We start from the raw sequence: 21246 nt of genomic DNA, 5'->3' as shown, positions 1-21246 counted from the left end.
GGTCAGTGCCTTCCGCTCTGGATGACATTCCGCGGGGTCACCGGGATGTGTACGGGGATGTTCACCGGGGTGCTCGGCAGGGACGGCGCCGCGGGCAGCGAGCTCGCGCCGGTGTCCATGCCGTCGAACTCGGCGGCGATCGACTCGTCGGCGCCCTGGTAGCTCTGGGCCATCGCCTTCAGACCGTCGGCGATGCCCTTCAGCGCGTCGGGCAGGCCCTTGACGACGTCCAGCGTGTCCTTGCTGTACTTCAGGTAGCCCTTCTCACCCTCGGCGAACTTCTTGCCGGACTCGTCGTTGCCCCACGGGTTCTGCGCCTCCAGCGATGGCAGGAACGCGCTCAACGAGGTGTACAGCGACCGGACCTGCTCGGATGCGGCGAGCATCGGCGACACCGCCGCCTGGTACTGCTCCGGGTCGACCTTGAAGCCCTGACCGGCACTGCCGCCGCCGTCAGCCCCCTCAACCCTCCGCTTGGACACCGACGCGGCAGTGCGGGCCCGCACCTGCTGCTCGGGCAGCGCGGCCATCCTCAACTCCGACTGCGCCGGCCTCAACTGCCCTTCAGGCAGCTCCATCCCGTGCCGCTCCGCCGGCCTCAACTCCGACTGTGCCTGCACAAACGGCTCATCGGGCGCCAACTCAACCCCCTGCCGCGCCTGCACAAACGGCTCGTCAGGCGCCAACTCAACCCCCTGCCGCGCCTGCACAAACGGCTCATCGGGCGCCAACTCAACCCCCTGCCGCGCCTGCACAAACGGCTCATCGGGCATCAACTCAACCCCCTGCCGCGCCTGCACAAACGGCTCATCAGGCGCCAACTCAACCCCCTGCCGCGCCTGCACAAACGGCTCATCGGGCATCAACTCAACCCCCTGCCGCGCCTGCACAAACGGCTCATCGGGCGCCAACTCAACCCCCTGCCGCGCCTGCACAAACGGCTCATCGGGCGCCAACTCAACCCCCTGCCGCGCCTGCACAAACGGCTCATCGGGCGCCAACTCAACCCCCTGCCGCGCCAAAAACTCGGGCTGTGCCTGTTCCAACGGCTCCTCATGCGTGGCCTCGGTCTCGTACCAGGCGGGCTCGTCGTTGCTCATGGTGTTCCTTCGTCGGTGCGGGTTCAGCGGCGGGCGCGGGTCAGTCCGCCGCGGGGGCGGCGAGGCGGCTGAGTGCGGCGCGCATGAACGGGCTGGGGACCTGGTAGCCGCCCTCCTCGCGGAGCGGGGCGGGCTTTCCGGCGGCCGCCGGAGCCGCTGCCGCGGGCGCGGCTGCCGGCGCGGCGGCCTCGGGCGCATCTGGGTGGCCGCGCCGCGCGGCGGCAGCCCGGGAGCGATCGAGATAGCCCTCGTCCGTGTCCCCCGCCGACTCGGTTGTGACGGAGCCCGATTGAGTGGCCGTCAGATCGACAGCCGGGGTGCCGCTGCTCGCGGTCTCGGTCGCCGTCTCGGTCGCGGTCTCGGTGGACGCCGCCGCCTCGGGGTCGGCGCCGGAGCCGAGCAGCACGCCGGCGAGCTGGTTGAGCATCGCCTGCTCGCTGGTGGGTGCGGCAGCCGTGGCGGTCTCGGTGGACGCCGCCGCCTCGGGCAGCCCGAAGGTACCGTCGGTGCGGGCGTCGTCCAGCCAGCGGCGGCGGGCACGCTGCCACTGCCGGTCGCGCGGATCGGCCTCGCCGGCCTGGCCGAGGATGCCGGAGTCCGCGGCCGGCAGCTCCGCCTCCTCCTCGCCTTCGAGGCCGAACCGGGTGGGGCTGAGGAACCGGTTGCCCTTGCGGGCTTCCTTACCACGACCGCCGCCGCCCCCGCCCCCGCCGGGCATGTGGCCGCCGGCCATGCCACCGCCGGGCATGCCACCGGCCCGGGAGGCGGCGCTGCCGCTGCCCGCACCGGAGCCGAAGCCGGAGCCGGCCACCGCGCCGGCGGCGCCGGTCGTCCTGCCGGCCGTCGCCGCTCCGAGGCCGCCGGCACGCGCCAAGGCGGTGCCTTCCGCGCCGCCGACTCCGGATCCCCCGCCACCCCCGAACGCACCGCCGAACGCGCTCCCGAGTCCGCCCGCACCGCCGAACGGCGACAGCCCGCCGGCCCCGGCCCCGCCCGCGCTGCCGCCCAGCCCGCCACCGATCCCGCCACCGATGCCGCCACCCGGGCCCGAGCCGGAGCCGAATCCTGAACCGCCCGCTCCACCGACGTTGGGGTCGGAGAGCCCGGCGAGGTTCAGCGAGCTGTGGGAGGGGCTGACCGGCAGCGGGGTGAACGTCGGGGTTCCGTCGCCCACACCGGCACCCTCGCCGAAGTTCGTCATGGTGGGCGTCAGCGGCGTGAACGGCTTCAGCCTGGGCGTGTCCGCGCTGTCTCCACCGGAGCCGGCGCCGCCGCCCCCACCGTCGAACGAGCCGCCGTCGAACGAGCCGCCGTCGAAGGAACCGCCGCCACCGCCGCCACCGCCGCCACCCGCGAACGCGTCGGGAGCGTTGACGGCGCCCATGCTGAACGGGGCGGCGCCACCACCACCGCCACCGCCCGCGCCGTCGGCGCCGCTCGGGAAGGCCCCCGCCTGGAAGGGCAACCCCGTCGCCGGATCGATCCCACCAGCAGCCCCCGCCTGGAAAGGCAACCCCGTCGCCGGATCGATCCCACCAGCAGCCCCCGCCTGGAAAGGCAACCCCGTCGCCGGATCGATCCCACCAGCAGCCCCCGCCTGGAAAGGCAACCCCGTCGCCGGATCGATCCCACCAGCAGCCCCCGCCTGGAAAGGCAACCCCGTCCTCGGGTCGATCCCACCAGCAGCCCCCGCCTGGAAAGGCAACCCCGTCCTCGGGTCGATGGCGGTGCCGCCGGCACCGCCCGCACCGCCCGCGCCGCCCGGGCCGCCCGAACCCCCGGCGCCACCCGCGCCGTTGAGAGCGCAGGTCTTGCCCATGCCGTTCATGTCGCTGATGTGGCCGGCGCTCTTGCGGAGCATGCCGTCGACGCCGCTGCCGACCTGGTTGACGTACTGGTGATAGGTGGCGGCGGCCTGCTTGATGCCCTCGGACTGCGCGATGTCGTCGTGCTTTCCGGCCGGGTTCTGCTCGATGTACTCCTTGGCGTACTGGAGTTCGCGGATCATCTCGCTCTTGGTGTTGCTGACCGCCTCGGCGGCGCCGTACAGGCCCTGGGCGAGGCCGTTGCCGGCCTGCAGGGTGGTGGAGACGTGTGAGCCGTCACCGACGGCGAACTTCTGCAGGTACTGCTGGAAGCTGTCGGCGGCGGGTCCGGCCATGCTGGCCATCGCGCGCTGCGCGGCCTGGGCGATCGCCTGTACGTGGGTGCCGGCGGCCTGGTTCCACTTGTCCCAGGCGGTGGCGAGCTGGGCGAGCAGTTCCTCGTCGCCGTCCGGGAAGGCGATGTCCTTGCCGTTCTCGTTGCTCTGCACGGTTTTGAGTACTTCGGCGAGGTCGGCCGGCAGCTCGATCATGGCGGGAAGCTCTCTGAGAGGGTGTCGGGTCGGTTCGGCGACGGCCGGCACCGAGGTGGTCCCGGTGACGGTGCGTCGGATCGACTGACGCGGCGATCAGTCGGACGTCGGAACGTCGGTGCCTGCTCGGGATGGCGATTCGGCTGATGCTCTCCACGTGGCTTCAGCCGAAAGGGTCTCGGGTCAGCCGACATGACATCAGCCGCCGTCGCCTCCGGTGACAGTGGCCGCTGCTCGGTCAGTCCGCAGCGTAGTACTCGAACAGCGGGTTGGGATTGTCGTTGTAGTGCAGTTCCGGCGCGTCCGGGCCGTGGTAGGCGACCCCGGCGTCGGGGACGCTGACGGGAGCGATCGGCGCGGGCCGGGTGATCGGATCGAGGTCCGGGGTGGCCGAATGGAAACCATCGGGCCGCAGGCCCGGCACCGTCGGGACGGCGCTGATCCGGTCCGGCTCGCCGAGCGGCGCGAGGGTGGTGCCCTCGTAGTGGCGGGGGGTCAGAACACCGGGGGTAGGCAGGTGCACCTGCGCAGCGGTCGGCAGGTGCACCTGCCCGGCGGTCGGCAGGCCGGCGAGGACCGGCGCGGCGGGCGTCGTCCCGGTCGCGCCGATCCGGGTCAGTTCGGCTGCGTGCTGCTGGTCGTTGGCCTCGTGGCGCGCGGCCATGGCGACCAGGTTCTCGCCCATCGCGGTGGCGTTCTGCATCAGGACCCGGATGCCCGCCATCACCTGCTCCTGGTGCTGGCCCAGGCCACCGACCGAGGAGCCGGAGCCCTGCAGTGACTTGCCGAGCAAGTCCACACCGTAGACCGAGGCCTGAACCTGCTTGACGGCTGCCTCCAACTGGTTGGCCGGGCCTTCCAGTTCCTTCAGCAACCCCAAGATCGTCTTGGCTGACGACTGGACCTCGTCGAGGTCGATATACACCGATTCTTCGGCCATCCCTGGACACCCCTCCCGCTTTCACTGCCCCGTGTGCGGGTGGGCGAGGGTCTGCCGGGCCACCCGGGGCGACCGGGTGAGCAGCTGGTGCGGACGCGGTGCCACGGGCAGCGCCGGGTGTACCCACAGCTGCCGCACTCATTCATTCTCTCCCATGCCACTTGCCTTTCGCATGCGCATGACTAACGCTTTATCAACCGATTTCCACGCGAACACGAGTCGATCGGACGATCCAGGCGGGTCACCGCGGCCCGGCCCCACCTGGTCACGGCGCCGGGCCGAATTCTTCGGCCCGCCGGCGGTGGACGGTGGCGGCGCGGGCCAGTCCGGCGGCGTCCTCGGCGTGGGCGAGGGCGCGCAGTACCTCGGCGGTGGCCTCGTCGTACCCGAGGCGTTCGGCCTCGGCGAGCGCGGCCTGCAGCCGGGCGCGGGCCTCGGGGTGCCGGCCGAGGGCGGTCAGCGCCTCGCCGCAGGCGGTGTGCAGCCGGACGCGGCGCCCGGCGGGGGCTTCCTCGGCGGTCAGCTCCAGCCCGCGCCGAACGTGTTCGATGGCCTGGCGGGGGCGGCCGGTGTCCAGCAGGTGGCGGGCCAGGTGCTGGAGGGCGAGGGTGACGGTGTGCCGGTGGTCGATGGCGAGGGCGATCTCCAGGGCCTGGGCGAGTCCGGCGCCGGCCGCGGCGGTGTCGCCGAGTTCTGCCTGCACCAGGGCCAGGTTGATCAGCGCGACCGCCCGGCCGACCTGGTTACCGGCCCGCTGGGCGAGGTCAGCGGCCGGGGCCAGGCAGGTCTGCGCCTCCGGGAGGCGGCGGTTGGAGACCAGCACCCAGCCGAGCAGGGCGCGGACCTGGCTCTCGCCGTCGGGGTCGCCGGCTTCGACGGCCGCGTCCAGCGCGTGTTCCAGTTGCGGCACCCAGCCGTCCCGAACCCGGCGCACGATCAGCGGCCACTGGGTGAGCGCCAGTCGCCAGGCCCGGTCGGGGTCGATGGTGGCGATCAGCTGGGCGAGGGTCTCGCGGTGCTCGTCGAGCCAGGCCAGCGCCTCCGCGGCGGTGGCGAACTCGGCGGTGGCGCGGGGCCGGTGGCTGTCGGGGACGGGGACGAAGCAGGACTGGCTGCCGGGTTCGGCGGCTTCGGCGGCGCCCAGGCCGGTGTAGATGTACTGGTCGGCGAGGCGTTTGCGGGCCAGCCGCTGTTCGACGGGGCCGGACCGGACGCTCAGCTCCCGGGCGTACAGCCGGACCAGGTCGCGCAGGGTGTACCGGCCGCCCTCGGTCTCGCCGATCAGGTGGACGGCGGCGAGTTGTTCCAGGGCTTCGACGGCGGCGCACAGGTCGAGGTCGCCGAGCGCGGCGGCGCTGTAGGCGTCGATCACCGGACCGGGGTGGAAGCCGAGGGTGCGGAACAGCCGGGCGGCGGGCGGGGACAAGTGCTCGTAGGAGAGCCGCAGCGCGCCGGTCACGCCGACCTCCTCGGTGGCGAGCCGGGCGAGCCGGTGCTGTTCCTGGCGGAGTTGGCCGGCCAGGGAGGCGAGTTCGCGGCGCGGGTCGGCGGCGAGCTTGGCGGCGGCGATCCGCAGGGCGAGCGGCAGGCCGTCGCAGAGGGTGGCGAGTTCGCGGGCGGCGGCGGGTTCGGCGGCGATCCGGGCCGGGCCGAGCACCCGGGCGAGCAGCGCGGTGGACTCGTCCTGGTCGAGCACGGACAACGGGATGGGGCGGGCGAGTTCGGAGACGAGCAGGCCGAGCATCCGGTGCCGGCTGGTGACCACGGCGACCGCGTCGGTGCCGCCGGGCAGCAGCGGGCGGACCTGCGCCGGGTCCCGGGCGTCGTCGATCACCACCAGCACCCTGCGGCCGGCGGTGAGCCGCCGGTAGAGCGCGCCCCGGGCGGCGGCGCCGGCCGGCTGGTCCTCTCGGGCGACCCCGAGCGCGGCGAGGAACTCGGCGAGCACCTCGCCGGTCTCGCGTACGGGGCGGTCGCTGAAGCCGCCGAGGTCGGCGAAGAGCTGGCCGTCGGGGAAGCGCGCGGCGTTGCGGTGCGCCCAGTGCAGGGCGAGTGCGGTCTTGCCGACCCCGGCCGCGCCGGTGACCAGGGCGACGGCGCCGTCCGGGCCGGTGCGCGCGGCGTCGCCGAGGGCCGCGAGTTCGGTCTCCCGGCCGTGGAATCCGCGCGGCGAGCGGGGCAGCAGATCGACGGCGGGCAGCGGGTCGGGTTCGGCCCGACGCTGCTCCGGCACCCGGACCACGGCTTGCGGCAGTGCGGCTGACGGGCCGCCGGTGCCGGCGGTGCTCCCCTCACCGCGCAGGATCCGCTCGTAGGCGGCGTTCAGAGCCCGGCCGGGGTCGACGCCGAGCCGGTCAGCCAGCGACTCGCGGGTGCGGTGGTACCAGTCGAGCGCGTCGGACTGCCGCCCGGCCCCGAACAGCGCCAGCATCAGCGCGGAGACCAGCGACTCGCGCAGCGGATGGGCCACCGTCTCCGCGCGTAGAATCTCCACGGCCCGGGCCGGCTCGCCAAGCAGCCGGTAGTGCTCGCCGAGGAGTTCCACCGCGGCGAGCCGGTTCTCCTCCAGGCTCTGCCGCCAGGCCTCCAGCGGTGGGCTGGCCACGGTGCCGGTCAGCGCCGGCCCGCGCCACAGCGCCAGCGCCCGCTCCAACGCGTCCACCACTGCGGCGGAGCGCTGCTCGGCGCGGGCGGCGGCCAGCAGCTCGTCGAACCGTTCGACGTCCACCAGCCCGTCCGGCAGGTGCAGGGCGTAGGCGTCCCCGGCGGTGGTCAGCAGCACCCCGTGCCGGTCGGCCTGCGCCTCGGCGAGCAGCGCCCGAAGACGGGAGACGTGGCTCTGCACCACGGTGCGGGCGTTGGCCGGAGGCGCCGCGACCCACAGCGCCTCGGTCAGCTGGGCGACCGAGACGGCGTGGTTACGGCGCAGCAGCAGGAGCGCGAGCAGGCTGCGCCGTTTCTCCGGTCCGAGCCGCAGTTCCCCGTCCACGCCGTCCGCCGAGACCGCGCCGAGCAGCCGAAAGTTCACCGCTTCCCCCACCGTATCCTTGGTATGTACAGGCAAGCGACTTTATCTCGACGTTATGAACGCTGAGTGACCAACCAGGGCTCCAAGCCTGTCAGAGAGACACCGTCCCCCCGGGGGTGACGACTCGCAGGCCCGCCTCGTCGAGGTCGATCGCCAACGGAGCACCCTCCAGTGCGGCCTCGTTCAGCAGGGTGCCGCTCGCCAGGTGCCACAGTCGCAGCCCTCCGGCGGTGTCACCCGCCGCCAGCAGCGCCTCGCCGTCGAACTCCCGGGACACCAGCGAGCGGACCGCCGCGCCGCCGCCGGTGAGCTGCGCGGTGCGGCTGCCGTTCTCGACCGACCAGACCAGCACCGTGCCGTCGGCCGCCCCGGCGATCACCACCGGACGTCCGCCCAGCTCTCCGAAGGTCAGCACCTCGGCGGGCTGCGCCAGGCCCTCGCAGACCGGGCCGGCCCCGCCGGAGCCACCGTGCCACAGCCGCACCGTCAGGTCGGCGCCGACGGTGGCCAGGATGTCCTGGCCACCGGCCCGGGTGGCCGCCAGCGCGGTGGTCCCCGCATGTCCGGTGTCGAAGCGCAGCCGGGCCTCACCGGTGGCGGCGTCGCGGACCGCGACCACCCCGTCCCGCCCGGCGGAGACCAGCAGCGGCGGCTCGTCGGCGGTGAACGCCAGCCCGACCACCGGCCCGGTGTGCGGGACGGGCAGCGGGTACGCGGTGCCGTCGCGCAGCGCGTGGGCGCGGACCGACCCGGCGGCCGTGCCGGAGACCAGCAGCGGACCGTGCGGGCCGCCGGCGGCGACGTCCAGCGAGTGCACCGGCCCGCCGTCGGCGGCCACCACCAGCAGCCGAGTCGCCGTCAGCGCGTCCCAGGCCATCATGGTGCCGTCGCCGAACCCGGCCACCAGCACGGCCCGGCCGCCCAGTTCGGCCCCGGCCAGTGCGGTGACCGGCGTGCCGGTGCGGCCCACCGGGGTGGGCGTCTCGCGGATCGTTCCGGTGGCGGCGTCCCAGGCGGTGATCCGCCCGTTCTCGTCGCCGACCAGCAGGCGGGCGCCGTCGGCGGTCAGCGCGGTCAGCCACTCCCCGGCGGGCCAGCCGCGCAGCGGGCGCCCGTCGTACACGTCCCAGGTGCGCACCGTGCCGTCCAGTGCGCAGGAGGCCAGCACCGGGCGGCCGTCCAGGTCGAGGAAGGCCAGGCCGGTGACGGTGCCGGTGTGGCCGTCGAGTTCGGCGACGAGCTGGCCGGTGGCGAGGTCCCACAGCCGGATCCGGCGGTCCTCGCCGGCCGAGGCGAGCACCGCCTGGTCGGCGATCGACAGCACCGCGAGGACGCGGACCTCGCCGCGGTGGCCGACCAGCAGGTGCAGCTGCTCGCCGTCGGCGGAGTTCCACACCCGGACGCTGCCGTCGGGCGAGGCCGCGGCCAGCAGGTCGAGCCCGGCGCAGCGGGCCGCGCGCAACGCGGTGGCGCCCTGCCCGCCGGCGGCCAGGGCGCCCAGCACCCGGCCGTCGTCGGCGCGCACCGCCCGCAGGTCGCCGGACTGGCCGGCCGAGAACGCCACCGGGATGTCCCGGATCACCGCGACGGCGACCGCCTGGGCGCCTCCGCCGCCGGTGGTGCCGTGCGCGACCTGTCCGGTGGCGGCGTCCCAGACCTGCACCGAGCCGTCCGCGCCGCCGACCGCGAACAGCGAACGCCCGGCGGCCTCGCCGAGCGCCACCGCGGTGGGCAGCAGGCCCGCACCGGCGTCCGAACCGCCCAGCGACTCGGCGTCGTCCAGCGCGGTCAGCCCGAACGAGCCGTCCGTGTCGACCAGGGCGTACGCGGCCCGGCCGCCCACCGTGCCGACCGCGGCGGCGGTGCGGGCGCCGCGGACGGTCGGATCGGCGAGCGCCAGCGCGCCGGGCAGCGCGGCGGCGGCGCCGGGCTCGGCGAGCAGCTGGTCCAGCAGGGCCTCCAGCGCGGCGGCCGAGGCCGGGACGGGCGCCGCCGTCCGGTCGGTCCACTGCCGGTCGGGGTGGCCGGGCTGCCCGACGACGGTCAGCCGCCGCGCCGCGGCCGGCTCCTCGACGGGTGCGGGCGCCTCACCGCTTGCGCCCAGTACCCGCCGCACCAGCGCACCGTCGATCCGCCCGGTCCGCTCCTCGCCGCCGTCCGCCCCGCTCGCACGGAACGTGCCGTCGGCGGTGATCAGCAGCTCGCGGCCACCGGTCTCCAGTCGGACGCTTCCTGACATGTCGCTACTCCTTCTGCCCTGCTCGGCAGTTGCCTGCCCCTGCGGTTGCCCGTTTCTCTGCCCGGGTTCGTCTCCGGGTTCGTACCCCGGTGCTCGTCGGGTGCTCCTCGCCGCGATCAGCACAGGTCGTCGGGGACGAGGGTGGCGTGCACCGCGTCGTGCAGCCGCTGGGTGCGGGAGCTGCGGAACAGCGCCGGACGGTACCCGGCCCGGCGGAAGCCGATCGCGGCGCCCATCACCTGGCTCGGCATGTTGTCGGCGGCGGCGAACGCGTCGATCCGGCGCAGGCCCAGCCGCTCGAAGCCGAACCGGCAGACCAGCCGCAGCGCGCCGGTGGCGGTCCGCATCCGGCGGTGTTCCGGCAGCAGCCACACGGCCACCTCGGCGCTCTCGTCCACTGCGTCCAGGTTCACCAACTCGGCCCAGCCGACCGGCTCTTCGTCCAGATCCACGGTGAAGTAGGCGGCCCGGCCCTCGGCCCACAGCAGGGGCGGGACCTCGGCCAGCCAGCGTTCGGCGGCCGCCACGTCCAGGTGCGGGATCACCGCCTGCAGGAACTCCCGCACCAGCGGATCCCGCGTTCCCCGGAAAATGAGCGGCGCATCCCCCGCCACCGGCCGGCGCAGCACCAGCCCGTCCGCCCGCAGCGGCTCGTCCCCAACGGCGGCGAGCGCCCGCATCGCTCCCCCTGACGGCAGTCCCTCGTTCCCCGACATCCCCGCCGCTCACAGGCGCACCCCGGCAGCGCCGAAGTCCGCCCGTTCCACCCCCACCGGGCTGAACGGCCCGCTCAGTGAATCACACTCCACCCCCGTTTCCGCGCGTCCCCAGGACGTTAGCCAAACGTGAGCATCCGGGTGCTGCGGTTGCCGGGGCATCACGTCGGTGTGCGGGGGCGGCCCGGCGGGTGCGGGCCCCGGCGAGGGTGAGCCGGGCTCCGGCCGTCCGGGTGCGGGAGCGCTCGCGGGTCGTGAGGAGGCGCGGGCGGACGCCCCGCAGCCGCAACCGGGGTGCGGCGGCGTGCTGCGGGGCGTCTCGCCGTCGCTCCCGTACGCGGTGGCGCCGTCGGCGCGGGCGTTCCGCGGGTTCGCGCGGGAGGACGTGGTGTCGCGACGCGCGCTACGGCAACTGGATCGGGGCGGGCAGCAGGGCCCTGGCGGGCACCGGGTGCCAGCGGCCGTCGTCCCCCACCCGGCCGAAGGCCTGGTCGCCGAAGTGGAACGCGAAGCCGTAGGTGTGCGGCTTGCGCAGCTCGGCGAGCAGGGTCCGGCGGGCCGTCAGCACCTTGTCGACGTCGGTGTCCGGCCCGGACGGCCACTCGGGGTGGGCCACCTGCGCCGGGGTGTGGAAGGCGTCGCCGAACACCAGGATCCGCCGCCCGCCGCCGGCCGAGACGACGAAGGTGGTGTGGCCGGGGCTGTGGCCGGGGGTGATCAGCGCGGTGGCGCCGGGCCACACCTGAGCGCCGTCGTCGAAGCGGCGCAGCACCTTCGACATCGGCACCATGAAGCTGTCCCAGGAGGGCGCCCCGACCTTCACCCGGTGCTCCCAGAACGGCTCCCACTCCGCCCCGGCCACCAGGTAGTGCGCGCGGGGGAACGCCTTGCGCGGCGCCCGGCCCGGCGCGGTGACGAAGCCCATGCCGGTGTGGTCGGTGTGCAGGTGGGTGAAGGCCACGGTGTCGACGCTCTCCGGCCGCACCCGCAGCGCCCGGAGGGTACGCAGCAGCGCTCCGCCGCGGGAGACGCCGAGCGAGGCGGGGAGCAGGTTCGCACCGAGGCCCACGTCGATCAGCAGTCGGCGGGGGCCCCGCTCGACCAGGACGCCGCCGGCCGAGGCGGCGATCCGGCCGGAGGGCGCCACCTCCTCGGGGTGCGCCGCCCAGTAGGAGGAGGGAACGGCGGGCAGGAAGCCGGATCGGTCCAACTCCATCGCGGCGTCGACGACGTAGGTGAGCCGGACGTCGCCCAGGGTGAAGGTGCGGACGGCGGACTGGTCGCCGAGCGAGCCGATCGGGGCGTGGCCGGGCAGGGCCGTCTCCCCGGCCGCGGCCCGGGAGAGTCCGCCGGCGAGCGGGACGGCCAGGGCCGCGCCGGCGACGACGGCGGTGCGCAGCACGCCGCGCCGGGAGGGGGCGTCCCGGGGCGTGGGTGTCTCTGTCATGGCGGGGGTTCCTTCGTGGGGGTGGCGGTCTCGGACTCGGGGTCAGCCGGTGTTGCGCAGGCCGGCGGCGACGCCGTTGACGGTCAGCAGCAGGGCCCGGCAGAGCGTGCGGTCCGGCTCCTCGGCCGCGGCGGCGGCCTCCCGCTGGCGCTTCAGCAGGGCGACCTGGAGGTAGGAGATCGGGTCGAGGTAGGCGTCGCGGACCGCGAAGGTCTGCTTCAACACCGGCTGGGCGTCGAGGAGTTCATGCTCCCCGGTGATCCGCAGCAGCTCGCTGACGGTCAAGTCGTGTTCGGCCTCGACGGCCGCGAAGACGTGCTGCAGCGGCTGCGGCACCAGCGTCTCGACGTAGTGCCGGGCGATCCGCAGGTCCGTCTTGGCCAGGGTCATCTCCACGTTGGAGACGAAGTTGCGGAAGAAGTGCCACTGGTCGTGCATCTCGTCCAGCACGGCGCCCTGGCCCGCCTCGCGCAGCGCCTTCAGCCCGGAGCCGACGCCGTACCAGCCCGGCACGATCTGCCGGGACTGCGTCCAGCCGAACACCCAGGGGATCGCCCGCAGGCCGTCCAGTCCGCCGCCGGAGTCCGGGCGGCGTGAGGGCCGTGAACCCAGGTGGAGGTCGGCGAGTTGGTCGACCGGGGTGGAGGCCAGGAAGTAGGCGGGCAGGTCCGGGTCCTCCACCAGCGCGCGGTAGGCCGCGTGCGCGGCGTCGGACACCAGATCCATCGCGGCGTCCCAGCGCGCCCGGGCCTCGTCAGACCGGCGCGGCGCGGTGTGCAGCGCGGAGGCCTCCAGCGCGGCGGCGACCGTCAGCTCCAGGTTCTCCCGGGCCAGTGAGGGCAGCAGGTACTTGTCGCTGATCACCTCACCCTGCTCGGTGACCTTGATCTCGCCCTCCAGGGTGCCCCAGGGCTGGGCCAGGATCGCGTCGTGCGAGGGGCCGCCGCCGCGGCCGACGGTGCCGCCGCGGCCGTGGAAGAGGCGCAGCCGCACCCCGTGCCGGTGGGCGACGTCGCGCAGCCGGCGCTGGGCGCGGTGGATCTCCCACTGGGAGGTGGTGATGCCGCCGAACTTGGAGGAGTCGGAGTAGCCGAGCATGACCTCCTGGATGTCGCCGCGCAGGGCGACCAGGGCCCGGTAGGAGGGGTCGCAGAGCATGTCCTCCAGGATCGTGTCGGCGGACTTCAGCTCGTCGGTGGTCTCCAGCAGCGGCACGATGCCGATCCTGGCGACGCCGGCGTGCAGGTCGATCAGGCCGGCCTCGCGGGCGAGCACGGTGGCGGCGAGGACGTCGTCGGCGCCCTGGCACATCGAGATGATGTACGACTCGATGACCTCGGGGCCGAAGGAGTCCAGGGCCCGGCGGACGGTGTGGAAGACACCGAGGGTCTTCTCCCCCGCCGGGTCCAGCTGCGCCGGGCCGAGCAGCCGGCGGGAGGTGAGCTCCTTGGCCAGCAGCCGCTGCCGGTAGTCGCGGGGCATCTCGGCGTACTGCCAGGACTCCTCGCCGAGCCGGTCGAAGAGCTGGCCGAGGGCCTGGTGGTGGGCGTCGGCGTGCTCGCGCACGTCCATGGTGGCCAGTTGCAGGCCGAACGCGGCGAGGGTGCGGATCGTGCGGCCGAGCCGGCCCTCGGCGGCCAGGCCGCCGCGGTGCTCGCGCAGCGAGGTCTGCACCAGGGTGAGGTCGCGCAGCAGCTCGGCGGTGCCGAGGTAGTCGCGGTCCGCCTCGTGCGGGGAGCCCTCGGCGAGCCGGCGCTTGGTGTTCAGCAGCTTCTGGCGGATCGCGGTGACCTTGAGACGGTACGGCTCCTCGGAGTTGAGCCGCTTGTAGCGAGGGCTGATCTCGGGCAGCCGGGCGAGGTCCTGCTCCAGCGAGCCGAGCAGTTCGGCGGTGGCGCCGGTGTACCGGATGGAGTTGGAGAGCAGGCCGCGCAGTCCGTCGACCATCGCCAGGGCGTCGTTGATGCCGTGCTCGTGCTGGAGGATCAGTACGTCCCAGGTGACGTCCGGGGTGACGCCGGGGTTGCCGTCGCGATCACCGCCGATCCAGGTGCCGAAGGTCAAAGGTCGTGCTTCATAGGGGAGTTCGATGCCGGCCCGGTTGAGCTCCGCGGTCAGGTCCTCCAGGACGTCGCCGACCGCGCCGGAGTGCAGCTCGTCCAGGTAGTAGAGGGCGTTGCGGGCCTCGTCGGCGGGCTCGGGGCGGACCACCCGCAGCTCGTCGGTCTGCCACATGAGGTCGATGGTCTCGGCGAGCCGAGCGTCGTGCCGGCGGCGGTCCGCCTCGGGGACGGGGATCTCCAGCAGTTCGGCGATCCGGCGCAGCTTGGTCAGAACCGAGCGGCGGGCGGCCTCGGTGGGGTGGGCGGTGAAGACCGGCCGGACGTTCAGGTTCTCGACCGCGCGGGTCAGGGCCTGTGGCGCCTCCCTCGCCGCCTGCTGCACGACGCGGGCGAGGGCGGCGCCGGCCCGTTCCCTGACGGTGCGCAGTTCGCGGCCGCGGTGCACCTGTTCGGCGACGTTGGCCAGGTGGAAGTAGGTGGCGAGGGCGCGAACCAGGTTGGCCGCGGTGGCCGGCCCGATGCCGCGCAGAAGGTCGGCGGTGGCCTCACCGTCGGTTCGGCTGAGCAGGCGGACCTGCTCGACCAGGCCGAGCAGTTCGGGGCCCTCCTGGCGGACGAGGGTCTCGTCCAGCAGGTCCGAGAGGTGGCGGAGGTCCGCCTGCAGGGCGGCATGGTCGGTACGGGCGTTCATGACTGCTCCTGATCGGGGAGTGTTGAAGGTCCGTTCACGGCGTCAGTAGGCTCACCGGGTTGGCCCGGGTGATGGCCCTGATCTCCTGGTCCGTCAGGCCGGCGGCCCGGAACCACTGCGCACTCAGGTCAAGCCATTCCTTCACGTCCGGCTGGTCGGGCTGTCCGAGGTCGGAGCTGAACAGCACCCGGGGGTGCGCGTGCACCAGCTCGCCCAGGTGCCCGGCGTCGCGGTGGCCCAGCAGGAGGGTCAGCGCGGTGATCTCGACGTACAGGCCGGGCACCTGGGCGAGGTCGCTCAGGTTCTCGGGGGTGAAGCCCGACATGGGGTGGGTGGCGTGGGTGAGGAGCAGTCGCGGCAGTTCGAGCCGGACCGCCTCGTCCACGATGCGCAGCGCCGCCTCCCGGTCGCTGTGCCCGGTGGCCACCGCGACCGGGAGGTCGCGGGCCGCCCGGAGCACCTCGCGCACGTCCCGGCGCAGCCGGCCGTTGCTGTCCAGGAGCGGGCGGGTCCGCCACCGCCCGGTGGCGAGCCGGGGGTGGAACGGGGTGCGGCGCAGTGGTGAGCCGTGGGTGTGGCCGACCAGGGTCGGCAGGTGGACGACCAGCCGGGCCGGGCTGTCCGGGCCGTGGGCGTAGACCGCCTGTTCCACCGCTGCGGGCCGGACGCCGCCGGCCAGCCCGTTGAGGACGAGGGTGCCGGAGACCGGCAGCCCCTCCTGGCGGGCCTCCCAGGCGCGGGCGGCGGTGGAGGTGAGGTGGCTCTTGAGCACCACCCACCCGCCGACGTCCCGGTAGGCCCGGCCGGCGCCGTGGGAGGTGAGGCGGCGCCGGTAGAGGTCGGGGCCGGCGTGGTAGTGGAGGTCCACCACCGCGCTCCCCGCCGGGTCAGACATGGGCTTGCCCGGCGCCGCTGTCGTCCCAGGGCTTGGCGTAGCCGTACCGGAGGCGGGCCTCGTCGAGCCGCAGGCCGGCGTCGACGGCCTCGGCGATGGCGCTTTCCGTCCGCTCGACGCGTTCGGCCCGGTCGGCGACCTCGGCGGCGTGTTCGGCGGGGACCACCAGGGCTCCGTTGTCGTCGGCGACGACGATGTCGCCGGGTCGTACGGTGACCTGCCCGATGACGACGTCCCGGCCGGTGGCGGCGAGCTCCACCCGGTTCTTGCCGCTGACCATGGTGGCGCCGGTGCTGAACAGCGGGTACCCGGTGGCGCGGATCTCGGCGATGTCGCGGGCCGAGCCGTGCAGGGCGGTGCCGCGCACGCCGCGGCGCTGGGCGAGCTTGGTCAGCAGCGAGCCCCAGTTGGTGCAGCCGGTGCTGCCCGTGTTGTCGACCACCACGAAGGAGCCCTCGGGCACGTCGTCCAGGTAGTTGGCGGCGTTGCGGAATCCCTCGGCGGCGCCGTCGACGGGCTGGTAGGTGACGGTGAAGGCGCGGCCGGCGGCGCGGGCGCCGGGCACCCGGGCGGTGACGCCGGCCAGCACGCCGCCGACGCCGAGGCTGTCCAGCGCGTCGGAGACGGAGGCGGTGTCCAGGCGGGCGAGCCGCGCCACCGCCTCGTCCGGGGCGCGGTCCGCGGTGAGCTCCTCGGCTACCGCTCGGGCGACCGCGCGGGTGCCGCTGCTGCCGCCCATGTCGTAGGTGAGGGTGGTGCGCCGCGCGGCGACCGCGCGGACCGCCGCCCGGAGCTCGTCGCCGGGCACGGGAAGGCCCAGGTGGTCGAGCATCTGGGCCACGGTGAGCACCATCGCCATCGGGTTGGCGCGGTCCTGCCCGGCCATGCCGGGGGCGCTGCCGTGCACCGGCTCGAAGTAGCTGCCGTGGTCGCCGACGTTGCCGCTGGGGGCGAGGCCGAGGCCGCCCATGACGCCTGCGCCGAGGTCGGAGAGGATGTCGCCGAACATGTTCTCGGCGACCAGCACCCCGAAGCGCTCGGGCCGGCGGACCAGCCACAGGGCGACCGCGTCGACGTTGAGGATCTCGGTCTCGATCTCCGGGTGTTCGGCCGCGATCAGTTCCAGTCGCTCGCGCAGGTGGTTGCTGCTGTGGCGCAGCACGTTGGGCTTGTCGACCAGGGTGAGCCGGTCGTAGCCGTGCGAGCGGGCGTACTCGAAGCCGTGGCGCAGCAGCCGGTCCATGCCGAACCGGGTCTGCAGGCGCAGGGTGACGCTGCTCGCGTCCGGGCCGGATGCCTGGGCGTTGGGGTGGTCGCGGACCACGTTCCAGAGCGCTTCCTCCAGGCCGTGGAAGTCGTAACCGGCGTACAGACCCTCGGTGTTCTCGCGGATCACCGTGAAGTCGAAGCGCCCGTCGACCAGGTCGACGACCGGGCGGACGTTGGCGTACAGGCTCAGCCGCTGGCGCAGTTGGATGACCGGGGAGACGAAGGTGAGCCCGGTGCCGCGCAGGTCGTCGGGCAGTTCGGCCTCGGCCTCGCGCAGTGGCTTGCTGGTGATGGCGCCGAGCAGGCAGGTGTCGGTCTCCTCCAGCAGTTTCCAGGTCCGCGCGGGGACGGGGTTGCCCTCCTGGCGCCAGCATTCCCAGCCTATTTCGCCGAAGCGCAGGTCGAGTGGGAGGCCGAGCCTGTCCAGGACGTCGAGGGCCGCGGAGGTGACTTCCGGGCCGATGCCGTCGCCGGGGAGTACCGCGACGCTCTTCATGTGCTGAGTCCCTTCTCCCGCAGGAAGGTGCCGACCAGGGCGGACACCTCTGCGGCGCGTTCGAAGTGGGGGCGCATTCCGGCCCCCGTGATGACGTGCACCCGGTGGTGGCCGGCCGCCGCGGTGTGGCGGTGGCCGACCAACTGGGAGTGACCGCCGACGATCTGCAGCAGCGGGCCGGGGTGGGCGCGCACCGCCTCGGTCAGGTCGATGCCGCACAGCATCCGCATCCCGCCTGCGAGGCGGCGCCCCGCCTGCGGGTCGTGCGGTTCGGGGGCGCCGGCCCCCGGTGGGACGCTTCGGTCGTGCGGCTGGACGCGCCGGCCGAGCAGGGCCAGGGCCTCGCCGGAGCGGCCGGTGGCGGCCAGTTCGGCGATTTCGGTGAGCCGGGCTTCTAGGACGGCGTCGCTGCGGGCGGGGCCCGAGACGAGCAGCGCCGCGGTGTGCGGGGCGAGGTCGGGGAGCAGCGCCTGGGCGACCGCGCCGCCGAGGGCGTTCCCGCAGAGCAGGTCCACCGGGCCGTACCGGCCGAGGAGTTCGCGCCAGCGGGCGGCGAGAGCGGCCAGCGAGTCGATCTGCTCGTCCCACGCGGAGAGGGTGTCCACCACCGTCACCCGCAGGCCGGCCTCGGTCAGGGCCCGGGTGACGGGGGTGAAGAAGGCTCCGCCGTCCCAGCGGGGGGTGACCGGGGCGAGGACGAGGGCGTGGGCCGCGCCGGCGGCGGTCTGCGGTCCGAAGACCGCCGCCGGCACAGTTCGTCCGGTGATCGTCACCGGACGGTGGCGAGGGTGCGCGCGGTGGCGATGCCCTCGTGGTGAGTGCCACCCGCCACGTCCTTGCGGTGCTCGACCGGCAGGTCGTAGCGGCCCAGGACGAGGTCCGGCAGCGGGAGGGAGGGGGTGCCCTCCGGGACGGTGGCGAGCAGCAGCTCGGCCAGTTCCAGGGCGTGGCCCAGGTGAAGGTGGGCGCTGGCCCCGGCATCGGTGCGGTCGAGGTGTGCCAGCCACTGCTCGGCGATCAGGTTGCCCGGGCCCTTGCCCATGCCCTGGATCGAGGAGTCCATCCAGGTCGCACCGGCGGCGACCGCGCTGATCGCGTTGGACAGGGCGAGGCCCAGGTTGTTGTGGGCGTGCAGGCCGACCGGACCGCCGGTGACCGACTTGGTCAGGGTGGTGAGGTCGGTGGTGTCCACCGGGGAGAGGCTCCCGTTGGAGTCGGCCAGGTAGACGAAGTCCGCGCCGGCGTCGGTGGCGGCGGTGGCCACCTCGACGATGCCCCGGCCCGACCACTGGCTTATGCGGGCGAAGTTGACGCCGACGGTGTACCCGATCTCCTTGGCCTGGCGGATGTGGTCCAGGCCGGGCCGGTAACCCTTGGACGGCAGGATGATGCGTACCAGGCGGGCGCCGGCGGCGTACATCGCGGGCAGGTCGTGTTCGGAGATGTTCTTCGGGTGCAGGATCATCGCGACCCGCTCCGGACCGACCTCCTGCGCGACGGCGGAGATGAACTCGTCGTCGCCGCGGCCGGTGAGCCCGAGGTTCGGAATCGGCAGGAGCGAGCCCTTGCGGTAGGCGATCTCGACCCAGTCGAAGCCCGCCTCGACGCTCAGCCTGGCGTGCTTCAGCGCGTAGTCCAGCGGGAAGTTGAAGCCGTTGCGATAGCCGCCGTCACGGAGGGTGACGTCGATGTTGACGATGCTCACGGTTCCTCCAGGTGCTGTGGTCGGGGGGTGGGTCAGGCCTGCTGCTGGGCCGCCGCGTGGTGCGCGGCGAGCCGGCCGAAGATCAGCGAGCGCAGGACTGAGGTGGCCGGCGGGTAGGCGTGGTAGAAGAGGCCGGTGGCCTCCCCCGCCGCGTACAGGCCGGGGATGGCGGTGCCGGACGGGGTGACCACCCGGCCGTCGAGGTCGGTGCGGACGCCGCCGTAGGTGAAGCAGATCGCCGCGGTCAGCGGGACGCCGATGAACGGCGCGGTGTCCAGCGCGGTGGCCCAGTTGGACTTCTTCGGCTCGATGCCGACGGTGGCCTTGCCGTCCAGCCGGGTCGGGTCGAACTCGCCGGGCCCGACGGCCGCGTTGAACTCGGCGACGGTCTTCTCCAGCGCCTCGGCGTCGATGCCGAGCCTGCCGGCCAGCTCCGCCAGGCTGTCGGCCTGCTCCGGCGGCACGTCGCTGAGCAGCGAGGTCAGGAAGCCGGGGATGGCGAGGGTCTTGGCGTCGGCGATCCAGTACGCCTCCTGGTCCTGGTTCTTCCAGATCTCGTGGCCGACGTGCTCGAAGGTGTTGTCCCAGGTGTCACGGCCCTCGTCGAAGAAGCGCTCCATCGAGCGGTTGACGAAGATGCCGGTGGCGAAGCCGTACAGCACCGCGTCGGCCTTGTCGGTGCGGGTGTCGACGGGCTCGGCGTGGATGCCGTCGAACTGGCCGGCGGTGTCGGCGCCCAGTTCCAGGGCCATCCGCAGCGCGTCGCCGCGGTTGTTGGTGATGCCGGGGGCGATCAGGGGGAGGTCGCAGGCCCTCTCGCCGACGTAGCGGGTGAGCATCTCCGGGTTGCCCTGGAAGCCGCCGCAGGCCAGCACGACAGCGCGGCCGCTCAGGCGCTGGGTGCGGCCGTCGGCGCCGCGGACCAGGACGCCGTCGACGGTGCCGTCCTCGGTGGTGGTCAGGCGCAGCGCTTCGGTCCGGTAGCGGATGTCGACGCGCGGGTCCTTCTCCAGGGCGGAGCCGAGGTGCTCGACGATCGAGGCGCCGCCGCCGCGAGGGCTGGCCGGCTTGGCCATGGACGGCCGGCCGGCGGCGAAGCTGTGCGGTAGCGGGAAGTGCTCGAAGGCGATCTCGACGCCGTGCTTCTCGACGAACTCCAGGGCCTGCTTGGTCTCCCGCTCGACGGTGCGGCAGTACTCGATGTCGGCGAGGCCACCGGAGACCCGGCTGACGTGCTCGGCCCAGTCGGAGTCCAGTTGCCTGTCCTCGTCGATCCGCAGGAAGGCGCCGGTCCAGCGGGTGGCGCCGCCGCGGTCCTCCTCGGCGGAGCGCTCCAGGATCGCGATCTTCGTGGGGGTCTCGCGACCCTCGGTGGCCTCGGCGTAGGACAGCGCGGCGGACAGGCCGGCGGCGCCGAAGCCGATGACGATGAGGTCGTACCGGGGCTGGGTGTTCGCGTCGGACATGTGCTTCCCCTCGGGGTGGAGGCGTACGGGTCGGTGCGAGACCGCCGGGTGGCGGTGGCTCGTGGGGTGGTGCGGGCTCAGCGGTTGGTGCGGGCTGGTGGGGTGGTGCGGGCTCGTGGGGTGGTGCGGGCTCAGCGGTTGGGTGTGATGACCCGGCTGGTGCGGTAGAGCCGGAACTTGGCGCCGGTGGTGGTCTCGGCGAAGGCCTGGTACAGGCGCATGAACTCCGGGTCGTGGAAGATCACGTCGAACTCCGCCCGGCTGGACCAGGCCGCGAAGTTGACCATGGCGTCGCCGTCGACGCTGGTGAGCAGGCGGGAGCCGCGGAAGCCGTCGGCGGTGGCGGCGACGTGGTCGACGGCCGAGGCGAGCGCGTCCACGCTGGCGGCCGCGTCGTCGGTGGTGGCCACGTTGATCAGCAGGACGCCGTCGTCCTGCACCGGGGAGGTGATCACGCCGGGGCTCGCGTTGCGGCCCTCGAAGGAGAGCCGGGCGTACGAGGCGATGCCCAGCTTGTGCCAGGGGTCGCTCTCGATGAGCTCGCTCACCTGGACGTCGTCGAGGTCGGCGGTGACGACGACGGCGCCGCCCTCGGGCCGGGGGCCGCTCAGCAGGATGCGGCCCTGGTCGCCGTGCTCGCGCAACCAGGCCTTGTGCTCGGCGAGGTGGGCGAGGACGGTCTCACGCGGGGTGAGATAGCTGAGGGTCAGTACGTGGATCAACGGGTCCTCCGGGTGGTGTGGATGGATGGGGCATCGAGTGCCTGGGATCGGGGTGTCGGGGCCTCGGGTGCGAGGTGTCGGGCTCGGGCCTCGGGTGTCGGGCCTCGGCCGGG

General features: G+C 73.9%; 14 protein-coding genes. All 14 read right to left on the bottom strand.

Translation table 11 applies throughout. The features are described 5' to 3' along the window. Positions 1–2: 2 nt before the first annotated feature. Positions 3–1100: a WXG100 family type VII secretion target gene (locus tag OG823_RS31625; RefSeq protein ID WP_371483620.1), complete on the bottom strand. Its 1098-nt coding sequence runs from the start codon at positions 1098–1100 to the stop codon at positions 3–5. Positions 1101–1140: 40 nt separating this feature from the next. Continuing rightward, positions 1141–3456, bottom strand: a complete 2316-nt coding sequence (locus tag OG823_RS31620) for a hypothetical protein (protein WP_371483618.1) — start codon at positions 3454–3456, stop codon at positions 1141–1143. A gap of 238 nt (positions 3457–3694) precedes the next feature. After that, complete coding sequence (locus OG823_RS31615; RefSeq protein ID WP_371483617.1) at positions 3695–4396, bottom strand: hypothetical protein; 702 nt, start codon at positions 4394–4396, stop codon at positions 3695–3697. Positions 4397–4661: 265 nt separating this feature from the next. Then, a complete protein-coding gene (locus OG823_RS31610) occupies positions 4662–7424 on the bottom strand; it encodes a BTAD domain-containing putative transcriptional regulator (RefSeq protein WP_371483615.1) in 2763 nt (920 codons plus the stop codon). Positions 7425–7515: 91 nt separating this feature from the next. After that, positions 7516–9663 (bottom strand): WD40 repeat domain-containing protein, encoded by a 2148-nt coding sequence (locus OG823_RS31605; protein ID WP_371483613.1) that lies wholly within the window; start codon positions 9661–9663, stop codon positions 7516–7518. Between the two features lie 116 nt (positions 9664–9779). After that, on the bottom strand, positions 9780–10379 hold the full coding sequence (locus OG823_RS31600) for a GNAT family N-acetyltransferase (protein WP_371483612.1): 600 nt from the start codon (positions 10377–10379) through the stop codon (positions 9780–9782). 403 nt (positions 10380–10782) lie between these two features. Continuing rightward, positions 10783–11826: an MBL fold metallo-hydrolase gene (locus tag OG823_RS31595; protein ID WP_371483611.1), complete on the bottom strand. Its 1044-nt coding sequence runs from the start codon at positions 11824–11826 to the stop codon at positions 10783–10785. A 42-nt stretch (positions 11827–11868) separates the two neighbouring features. Continuing rightward, positions 11869–14580, bottom strand: a complete 2712-nt coding sequence (gene ppc, locus OG823_RS31590; protein ID WP_371483610.1) for a phosphoenolpyruvate carboxylase — start codon at positions 14578–14580, stop codon at positions 11869–11871. A gap of 34 nt (positions 14581–14614) precedes the next feature. Continuing rightward, on the bottom strand, positions 14615–15475 hold the full coding sequence (locus OG823_RS31585) for a DUF6282 family protein (RefSeq protein WP_371483609.1): 861 nt from the start codon (positions 15473–15475) through the stop codon (positions 14615–14617). Further along, positions 15468–17240, bottom strand: coding sequence for an isocitrate/isopropylmalate family dehydrogenase (locus OG823_RS31580; protein ID WP_371483607.1), 1773 nt, complete (start codon positions 17238–17240; stop codon positions 15468–15470). Before OG823_RS31580 ends, OG823_RS31585 begins: the two co-directional genes overlap by 8 nt. Next, complete coding sequence (locus tag OG823_RS31575) at positions 17237–18013, bottom strand: alpha/beta fold hydrolase (RefSeq protein ID WP_371483606.1); 777 nt, start codon at positions 18011–18013, stop codon at positions 17237–17239. Before OG823_RS31575 ends, OG823_RS31580 begins: the two co-directional genes overlap by 4 nt. Next, the gene (locus OG823_RS31570) at positions 18010–18945 is read right to left on the bottom strand and encodes a hypothetical protein (RefSeq protein ID WP_371483605.1); all 936 of its coding nucleotides are present in this window, start codon (positions 18943–18945) and stop codon (positions 18010–18012) included. Before OG823_RS31570 ends, OG823_RS31575 begins: the two co-directional genes overlap by 4 nt. Before the next feature lie 32 nt (positions 18946–18977). Next, on the bottom strand, positions 18978–20411 hold the full coding sequence (locus OG823_RS31565) for an FAD-binding protein (protein WP_371483603.1): 1434 nt from the start codon (positions 20409–20411) through the stop codon (positions 18978–18980). Positions 20412–20542: 131 nt separating this feature from the next. Next, positions 20543–21133 carry a hypothetical protein gene (locus tag OG823_RS31560; RefSeq protein WP_371483602.1) on the bottom strand — a complete coding sequence of 197 codons (591 nt, stop codon included), beginning with the start codon at positions 21131–21133 and terminating at the stop codon, positions 20543–20545. Positions 21134–21246: the final 113 nt, after the last annotated feature.

This window comes from Kitasatospora sp. NBC_00315, from assembly GCF_041435095.1.
Lineage (GTDB): Bacteria > Actinomycetota > Actinomycetes > Streptomycetales > Streptomycetaceae > Kitasatospora.
This window is presented reverse-complemented; position numbering and strand designations above follow the sequence as displayed.